The organism is Streptomyces sp. NPDC037203 (genome assembly GCF_055605065.1).
This window is the reverse complement of the sequence record NZ_JBVJUC010000019.1, coordinates 63,864-71,392: the sequence shown is the minus strand read 5'-3', so window position 1 is coordinate 71,392 and position 7,529 is coordinate 63,864. Positions and strand designations below refer to the sequence as shown.

Below are 7,529 nucleotides of genomic sequence, written 5' to 3'. Positions count from 1 at the left end.
AAGGTCCTCGCCAAACGCGTGGAACCCGCCCTCACCGAAGGCACCCAGGTCCCCGGCCTCGACCCCTCCACCACGGCCCTCGTCGCCGCCTACCGCACTCTCAAGAACGCATCGGAGAACTGATCATGCAGCTCGGTCTCATCGGTCTCGGCAAGATGGGCGGCAACATGCGCGAGCGGATCCGCCGCGCCGGCCACACCGTCATCGGCTACGACCGCAACCCTGAGGTCTCCGACGTCAAGAGCCTCGCCGAACTGGTCGAGAAGCTGGACGCACCCCGCCATGTGTGGGTGATGGTCCCGGCCGGCACCGCCACCCAGACCGTCGTGGACGAGCTGGGCGACCTGCTGGAGCCCGGCGACACGGTGATCGACGGCGGCAACTCCCGCTGGACGGACGACGAGAAGCACGCCGCGGCGCTCGGCATCAAGGGCATCGGCTTCGTGGACGCCGGCGTCTCCGGCGGTGTGTGGGGCCTGCAGAACGGCTACGCGCTCATGGTCGGCGGCGAGAAGGAGAACGTGGACCGGCTCCAGCCGATCTTCGACGCGCTCAAGCCGGAGGGCCCGTACGGCTATGTGCACGCGGGCCGGGTCGGCGCCGGGCACTTCTCCAAGATGGTCCACAACGGCATCGAGTACGCGATGATGCAGGCGTACGCCGAGGGCTGGGAGCTGCTGGAGAAGGTGCACTCCGTGGAGAACGTCCGCGAGGTGTTCCGCTCCTGGCAGGAGGGCACGGTCATCCGCTCCTGGCTGCTCGACCTCGCGGTCAATGCGCTGGACGAGGACGAGCACCTGGAGAAGCTGCGCGGGTACGCGGAGGACTCCGGCGAGGGCCGCTGGACCGTCGAGGCGGCCATCGACAACGCGGTGCCGCTCCCGGCGATCACGGCCTCGCTGTTCGCCCGGTTCGCCTCCCGGCAGGACGACTCGCCGCAGATGAAGATGATCGCGGCGCTGCGCAACCAGTTCGGCGGCCACGCGGTCGAGAAGAAGGGCTGACCGTGGCGGACCTTCTGCTGGTCCGCCACGGGGAGACGGAGTGGAGCAGGTCGGGACAGCACACCAGCTACACCGACCTGCCCCTGACCGACCACGGCGAGGAACAGGCCAAGTCCCTCGCCCCGCTCCTGTCCGGCCGGACCTATTCGCTCGTGCTGAGCAGCCCGCTCGGCCGCGCCCAGCGCACCGCCGCCCTCGCGGGCCTGACCGGCGTCGAGCCCGAACCCGACCTGCACGAATGGGACTACGGCGGCTACGAGGGCATCACCACCGCCGAGATCCACCGCACCCGCCCCGGCTGGGATCTGTGGACCGACGGCGTGGCGCCGGGGCCCGAGGGGCATCCGGGCGAGTCGCCGGCCGAGGTCGGCGCCCGCGCGGACCGGGTGCTGGCCCGCGTCGAGACCGCGCTCGCCGGGGACGGCGGCGATGTGGTGCTCGTCGCCCACGCCCACTTCCTGCGGGTCCTGACGGCCCGCCGGCTGGGCCTGCCGCCCGCGGAGGGCCGGCTGTTCCAGCTGGCCACCGGCACCGTCAGCCGGCTGTCCACCGAGCACGGGCACCCCGTGATCGCCGAGTGGAACCGGCGGCCGTAGCACCGCACGCGCCGTGGGCCGGGTCACCCCGTGTGACCCGGCCCACGGCATTCGCGCTGTCATGTTCGCGTCCTAGAATCGGGGGCACCCGAGCGCACCACCGCGGCGGACCGAGGCCCTGAGGAACCCCCGATGACCAGCGTCGAAGAACCGGTACGACCCGGCGGGCGGGTGCGTGACGCCGCGCGTACCAGGGCCGAGATCCTCGACGTGGCCACCCGCGTGTTCGCACGGGCCGGTTACGAGGGCGCACGGGTGGAGGAGATAGCCGCCCGCACCCGCACCACCAAGCGGATGATCTACTACTACTTCGGCGGCAAGGAGCAGTTGTTCACCGCCGTCCTCGAACGGGCCTACGGCGCGCTGCGCGACGCCGGGCACCGAATGGACGTCGCCCGCCTGGACCCGGTCGCGGCGGTCCGGCACCTGGCCGAGACGGTCTTCGACCACTACGAGCAACACCCGGACTACGTCCGCCTGTTGAGTACCGAGAACATCCAGGGCGCGGAACACCTCAGGGCCTTGCGGGAGCTCGGCGCGACCGGCTCCCCCGCGCTCGGTGTGCTGCGGGAGGTCCTCGCCGCCGGGCAGCGCTCGGGGGTGTTCAGGACGGACGTGGACGCGGTCGACCTGCACGCGGTGATCAGCTCGTTCTGCTTCTTCCGGACGGTCGGCCGGAGTACGTTCGGCGCGCTGTTCGGGCGGGACCTGACCGCTCCGGAGCGGCGGGGGCACTACCGCAGGATGGCCGGGGACATGGTGATCGCGTACCTCACGGCCGGGGGGACGGAACCGGCCGGCCGCTGACGGCCGGACCGGCTCACTCGGGCCGGGTGACGGCGGCGTCGAGCAGCGGGCCCAGTTCGCGCACCACCGTGGTCAGCGGCCGTACGTCCTGCTCGGCCCGTGTCATCAGGATCGCGCCCTCCAGGGCGCTGATCATCAGCGTGGCCAGGGACCCGGAGCGGTCCGCCGGTACACCCAGGGCGGCGAGGGCCCCGGCGAGCGGGGTCCGCCAGGCGGTGAAGGCGGCCGCCGCGGCGGCGCGGGTCGCCTCGTCGGAGGCGGCGCGGTCGACGGTGGCGGCGGCGACCGGGCAGCCCGCGGCGAAGCCGTCCCGGTCGTACTCGTCGGTCCACTGCGCGGCCATCGCCGCGAACAGGGCGCTGGGCAGCGGCTCGGGCAGCCCCTCGACGAAGCGGGCGATCCGCTTGCCCGCGTACCGTCCGGCCCAGGCGACGGCCTCGCCCACCAGTTGTTCCTTGCCGCCGGGAAAGTAGTGCTGGAGGGAGCCGCGCGGGGCCCCGGCGTGCGCGGCGACCTCGCGCATGCCGGTCGCGTTCACGCCGTCGCGCCGGATGAGCTGGGCCGCGCTGAACACCATCCGCTCGCGCGGGCCGCGCTCCCGCTCGCCCATGTCCCGCCTCCGTCTCCCATCCCGAGGACGACTCTCCCCTGGTCTTCTCCCGGTCAACTCTATGACCGGCGTCATAGCGCTCGCTACTATGACCACTGTCATAATCGGTCGGCACAAGTGAAGGACGGCTCCCGTGCGTGTCGGATTCATCGGTCTCGGAGTGATGGGCGGGCCCATGGCCCTGCGCCTGGCGGCCGCCGGCACGCCGCTGGTGGTCTGGAACCGCACCGCGCACCGCACCGAACCGCTGCGCGCGGCCGGTGCCGAGGTCGCCGCGGACGCCGCCGGGGTGTTCGCGCGGGCCGGGGTGGTGCTGCTGATGCTCGCCGACGAGCCGGCCCTCGACGCGGTCCTCGGCCGCGGCACCCCGGAGCTGGAAGCGCGGGTCGCGGGGCGGACCGTGGTCCACATGGGCACGACGTCCCCCGAGTACTCGCGCGCCCTGGAGACCGACATCCGCGCCGCCGGCGGCCGCTACGTCGAGGCACCGGTGTCCGGATCGCGGGTCCCCGCGGAACAGGGGCGGCTGGTGGCCATGCTCGCGGGCGAACAGGCCGCCGTGGACGCGGTACGGCCGGTGCTCGCGCCGATGTGCGCCGAGTCGTTCGAGTGCGGGGCGGTGCCCGGTGCGCTGCTGATGAAGCTGTCGGTCAACCTGTTCCTGATCACCCTGGTGACCGGGCTGGCCGAGGCGTTCCACTTCGCCGAGCGGCAGGGTCTGGACCCCCGCCTGTTCCTGGACGTCCTCGACGCGGGTCCGATGGCCAGCCCGGTCTCCCGGATGAAGGCGCCCAAGCTGCGCGAGCGGGACTTCGCGGTACAGGCGGCCGCGCTCGACGTACTGAAGAACAACCGGCTCGTCGCCGAGGCCGCCCGCACGGCCCGCCTGGCCTCCCCGCTCCTCGACGTCTGCCACGCCCTCTTCCAGGAGACGGTGGCGCAGGGGCACGGCGGACAGGACATGATCGCCGTCCTCAGGGCGATCGAGGCACGCACGGAGAGCGCGGCCCAGGGCGTGGGGCGGGCATGACGTGAGGGGCGTCCCACGGCGTTCGAGTTCGTCGGACCATCGGTCCCGCTGAACCGGACCGGCTAACCGGGGGCCGACTCGTCGGCGAGTCGGTTGTTGCGGTCGATCTCCGGCATGTGGGTCTCGGCCCAGACCCGCAGGGCGGAGAGCGGTTCTTCGAGGGACAGGCCCAGCTCGGTGAGCCGGTAGTGAACGGCGGGCGGCACGGTGGGTTCCACGCGGCGCGCGACCAGACCGTCGCGGACCAGGCTCCGCAGGGTGACGGACAGCATCTTCTGCGAGATGCCGGGGATTCGGCGCCGCAGTTCCGCGAAACGGAGCTCGTCCGGAGCCTCCCCGGCCAGCACCTTGACCGCCATCGACGTCCACTTGGTGCCGACGCGGTCGAGCAACTGGCGGGTCGGGCAGTGCGGATCCAGCAGATCACCCCGCTCGCCGGGCCGCCGACCGGGCTCGCCGGGCCTCGATGTGGTCACTCCGGGCTCACCACCTGAAGGGAAAGTGCCGTCTTGGACGGACCAGGATAGTTCCCTAGCGTGACCTGGTCACCATCACTCACCTCCCTCTGGAGCCTCGCCATGCCCGAGCTGCGGCGCATCCCCGTCAACGGTGTCGAACTGAACGTCGCTCTCGCCGGATCGGGCCCGGCCGTCCTGCTGCTGCACGGTTTCCCGCACACCTGGGAACTGTGGACGGACGTCATGGCCGACCTGTCCGGCCGCTACCGCGTCATCGCGCCGGACCTGCGCGGGTTCGGCGCGAGCAGCCCGGCCGCCTCCGGGTACGACGCGGGCACCCTGGCCGAGGACGCGGCGGCGCTTCTCACCGCGCTCGGCGTGTCCTCCGCCGCGGTGGCCGGCATCGACGCGGGCTCCGCGCCGGCCTTCCTCCTCGCCCTGCGCCGTCCCGGTCTCGTCCGGCGCCTGGTCGTCATGGAGTCCCTTCTCGGCAGGCTGCCCGGCGCCGGGGAATTCCTCGCCGACGGGCCGCCGTGGTGGTTCGGCTTCCATTCCGCGGCGCACGGCCTCGCCGAGACCGTGCTGGAGGGCCACGAGGCCGACTACGTCGACTGGTTCCTGCGCGCCGGCACGCTCGGCGACGGAGTGCGCCCCGCCCTCCGGGACGCCTTCGTCCGCGCATACACCGGCCGCCAGGCGCTGCGCCGCGCGTTCTCGTACTACCGGGCGCTGCCCGAGAGCGCCGTACAGATCGAACGGGCGGTCGCCGCCGCCCGCCTGACGGTGCCGACGATGGCGTTGGGCGCCCGGCCCGTCGGTGCCGCGCTGGAACGCCAGCTCCGCCCGATCACCGACCATCTCACCGGCCACGTCATCGAGGACTGCGGCCACATCATCCCGCTGCACCGCCCGCGCGCTCTGCTCGCACTGCTGCGTCCGTTCCTGGCCGGGGAGGACGCGAAAGCGGCATGAGCAGGGCCGGGTCCGGCCTCCGGCACCGGCACACCTCAGCGTTTGGGGATGCCGTACACCCGTGCGACGTGCAGCCGGACGACCAGCCGGCGGTCGCGGACCATCGCGGCGCGGTACTCGTCCCAGTCCGGGTGCTCGCCGAGCACCGCGCGGTAGAGCCGGATCAGCTCCTCCACGGTCTCGTCGTGGGGATCCTGCGCGACCGGGGACAGCTCGGCCATGCCCTCCGCGACGGTGTACGCCCAGCGGTCGCCGCTGGTGACGTGGTACGAGGCGCGGGGATCACGGCGCAGATTGCGGGTCTTGGCGCGGTCGTCCGTGACGGAGATCCGGATGATCCGCTCGTCCGGGTCGTAGGCATGGCTGACGTTGGACAGCTGGGGGCGGCCGTCGCGGCGGAGGGTGACGAGTACACCGCCGTGTCCTTCGGAGAGCAGCGGGAGGAGCGCGTCCTGCGTGGAGTCCTGGGTCATGCGAGGATCAACCGCCCGTGGTCCGGGTCGCATTCCCCGGCGGTCCACCATCCGATGGCAGCGGGCAGCAGCTTCGGCGAGCCGGCCGGGGGGACGTTCCCCGAGCGGGAGGGCGCGCCCGGCCCGCCAAGCCCTGCGGCAGTCGGCGGGCCAGGCGGCGGGAGCTCCAGGGGTGTCCGCCGCCCAGCGGTGGCGGCGCTTACGACCGCGCCGCCGACCTGCTCCGGATCAGCGCGAACGCGGCGGTGGCCAGGCCCAGGACGCCGACCACCAGACCGGCGACGCCGAGGTCGCGGGCGGTGGAGTCGCTCGTCTTCGCGGTGGTCGTACCGGCCGACTCGGCCGGGGCCGCGGCGGGCGAGGCGTCGTCCGCGGTGAGCTTCAGCGCCGGGGCCGGGTTCTCCGGCTCGTCGTCACCGGAGGCCGGCTGCTCGATCCACCGGACGACCTTGCCGTCCGAGTAGGTCTGGAGTGTCTTGAACACCAACTGGTCGGTGTCTCCGGGCAGTTCACCGAAGGCGACATTGAAGTCCTGGTACTGCCCCGGTTCGATCCTGCCCCCGGTGAAGGTGATCTCGGACGCGGCCTCGGTGATGGTGCCGTCGTCGGTCTTCACCGGCGTCTTCAGCTTGGTGGTGGTCACCTTGGCGGTCCAGCCGCCCTCCGGGTGGACCAGCACGCCGAGGACGGGGTGGTCGGTGGGCAGGAAGACCTGGACCTTGCTGGTGGAGGCGTGGTCCTCCTCGTTGGGCACGCGGAAGGTCAGCACACCGTCGGTGGCGCCCTTGGCGTAGCTCTCCGGGTGGACGGTGACGTGCGCGGACGCGGCACCGGCGGCGAGCAGGACCGAGGCGGCCGTGAGGGCGGTGACGGCGCCGGCGCGGCGCAGGGCGATGCGTGATGCGGACATGGTGAGTCGATCTCCGTACGGTGACGAGTGACAGGGGTCAGGGGTCAGAGCGGGTACGGGATCGGGGCGGGCGGTCCGCGCCGGGTGACCGCGTGCCGCAGCGGGGCCCGGCGGGGCGGGGCGCCGGCGGACCGGTCGCGCGGGACCGGGTCGGCGGAGGCGGGCAGCGGGGCGAGCCGCCAGCCGATGAGGAGGGCGGGGATCAGCGCGGCGGTGCGCCGCAGCAGCGTCCACAGCGCGGCCTCGCCCCGCCGCAGCCACCAGGAGGCGGCCAGGGCGGCGAGGAGGTGGGCGGCCGTGGCGTGGGCCATGGTGTGCGCGGCCGTCGCGTGCACGGCCGCTCCGGACATACCGGCCATGTCATTCATGCCCGGCATGTCGGCCGCGCGGGCGCCGGTGCGGGCCGCGTCGAAGCCCAGGTGCAGCCCCGCCTGGGTGAGCAGCATCGCCGCGCCGATCCCCGGCCCCGACCGCTCCCGTCCGCCCAGCGTCCAGCCGAGCGCGAGGACCGCGAGGAAACCGGCCGCGTCGCAGCGGAGCGACGGCATCTCCCCCATGGCCAGGCCGTGGCCGACGGCGGCGAGCAGCACGCACACCGCGGCGAACACCGCGGCCCGCAGGCCCCTCACTACCGGGGATGCACTCACAGCGCCCGATCCTCCCACGGTG

Annotated in this window: 10 protein-coding genes; 5 read left to right on the top strand and 5 right to left on the bottom strand. The window is 73.1% G+C overall.

Going from position 1 to position 7,529, the window contains the following annotated elements:
* The first annotated feature begins 125 nt into the window (after positions 1-125).
* The 3 genes from gnd (at position 126) to ACZ7EC_RS32350 (ending at position 2,407) form a co-directional block, all read left to right on the top strand.
* Positions 126-1,004: a phosphogluconate dehydrogenase (NAD(+)-dependent, decarboxylating) gene (gene gnd, locus ACZ7EC_RS32360; RefSeq protein WP_471068618.1), complete on the top strand. Its 879-nt coding sequence runs from the start codon at positions 126-128 to the stop codon at positions 1,002-1,004.
* A 2-nt stretch (positions 1,005-1,006) separates the two neighbouring features.
* The gene (locus ACZ7EC_RS32355) at positions 1,007-1,600 is read left to right on the top strand and encodes a histidine phosphatase family protein (RefSeq protein ID WP_471068615.1); all 594 of its coding nucleotides are present in this window, start codon (positions 1,007-1,009) and stop codon (positions 1,598-1,600) included.
* 132 nt (positions 1,601-1,732) lie between these two features.
* Positions 1,733-2,407, top strand: coding sequence for a TetR family transcriptional regulator (locus tag ACZ7EC_RS32350; protein ID WP_471068612.1), 675 nt, complete (start codon positions 1,733-1,735; stop codon positions 2,405-2,407).
* Between the two features lie 13 nt (positions 2,408-2,420).
* On the opposite strand, the gene ACZ7EC_RS32345 is transcribed toward ACZ7EC_RS32350, so the two are convergent.
* Entirely contained in the window at positions 2,421-3,017 is a 597-nt protein-coding gene (locus ACZ7EC_RS32345) for a TetR/AcrR family transcriptional regulator (protein ID WP_471068609.1), read from the bottom strand.
* A 133-nt stretch (positions 3,018-3,150) separates the two neighbouring features.
* Between ACZ7EC_RS32345 and ACZ7EC_RS32340 the strand changes: the two genes are divergently transcribed.
* A complete protein-coding gene (locus tag ACZ7EC_RS32340) occupies positions 3,151-4,047 on the top strand; it encodes an NAD(P)-dependent oxidoreductase (RefSeq protein ID WP_471068607.1) in 897 nt (298 codons plus the stop codon).
* Positions 4,048-4,109: 62 nt separating this feature from the next.
* Here ACZ7EC_RS32340 and ACZ7EC_RS32335 read toward each other — a convergent pair whose 3' ends face one another.
* Positions 4,110-4,523 carry a winged helix-turn-helix transcriptional regulator gene (locus ACZ7EC_RS32335; protein ID WP_471068604.1) on the bottom strand — a complete coding sequence of 138 codons (414 nt, stop codon included), beginning with the start codon at positions 4,521-4,523 and terminating at the stop codon, positions 4,110-4,112.
* A 102-nt stretch (positions 4,524-4,625) separates the two neighbouring features.
* Here ACZ7EC_RS32335 and ACZ7EC_RS32330 point away from each other — a divergent pair, with 102 nt between their 5' ends.
* Entirely contained in the window at positions 4,626-5,477 is an 852-nt protein-coding gene (locus tag ACZ7EC_RS32330; RefSeq protein ID WP_471068602.1) for an alpha/beta fold hydrolase, read from the top strand.
* Positions 5,478-5,512: 35 nt separating this feature from the next.
* Here the strand turns inward: ACZ7EC_RS32330 and ACZ7EC_RS32325 are convergent, their stop codons facing one another.
* The 3 genes from ACZ7EC_RS32325 to ACZ7EC_RS32315 all read right to left on the bottom strand — a co-directional run bounded on the left by ACZ7EC_RS32325 (position 5,513) and on the right by ACZ7EC_RS32315 (position 7,507).
* Complete coding sequence (locus ACZ7EC_RS32325; protein WP_471068599.1) at positions 5,513-5,950, bottom strand: PPOX class F420-dependent oxidoreductase; 438 nt, start codon at positions 5,948-5,950, stop codon at positions 5,513-5,515.
* A gap of 199 nt (positions 5,951-6,149) precedes the next feature.
* Positions 6,150-6,860 carry a YcnI family copper-binding membrane protein gene (locus ACZ7EC_RS32320; RefSeq protein ID WP_471068596.1) on the bottom strand — a complete coding sequence of 237 codons (711 nt, stop codon included), beginning with the start codon at positions 6,858-6,860 and terminating at the stop codon, positions 6,150-6,152.
* Between the two features lie 44 nt (positions 6,861-6,904).
* On the bottom strand, positions 6,905-7,507 hold the full coding sequence (locus tag ACZ7EC_RS32315) for a hypothetical protein (protein WP_471068593.1): 603 nt from the start codon (positions 7,505-7,507) through the stop codon (positions 6,905-6,907).
* Positions 7,508-7,529: the final 22 nt, after the last annotated feature.

Coding starts and splice junctions, on each gene's coding strand:
- ACZ7EC_RS32325 (WP_471068599.1), bottom strand. CDS start 5,950: ATGACCCAGGACTCCACGCAGGACGCGCTCCTCCCGCTGCTCTCCGAA.
- ACZ7EC_RS32330 (WP_471068602.1), top strand. CDS start 4,626: ATGCCCGAGCTGCGGCGCATCCCCGTCAACGGTGTCGAACTGAACGTC.
- ACZ7EC_RS32350 (WP_471068612.1), top strand. CDS start 1,733: ATGACCAGCGTCGAAGAACCGGTACGACCCGGCGGGCGGGTGCGTGAC.
- gnd (WP_471068618.1), top strand. CDS start 126: ATGCAGCTCGGTCTCATCGGTCTCGGCAAGATGGGCGGCAACATGCGC.
- ACZ7EC_RS32320 (WP_471068596.1), bottom strand. CDS start 6,860: ATGTCCGCATCACGCATCGCCCTGCGCCGCGCCGGCGCCGTCACCGCC.
- ACZ7EC_RS32345 (WP_471068609.1), bottom strand. CDS start 3,017: ATGGGCGAGCGGGAGCGCGGCCCGCGCGAGCGGATGGTGTTCAGCGCG.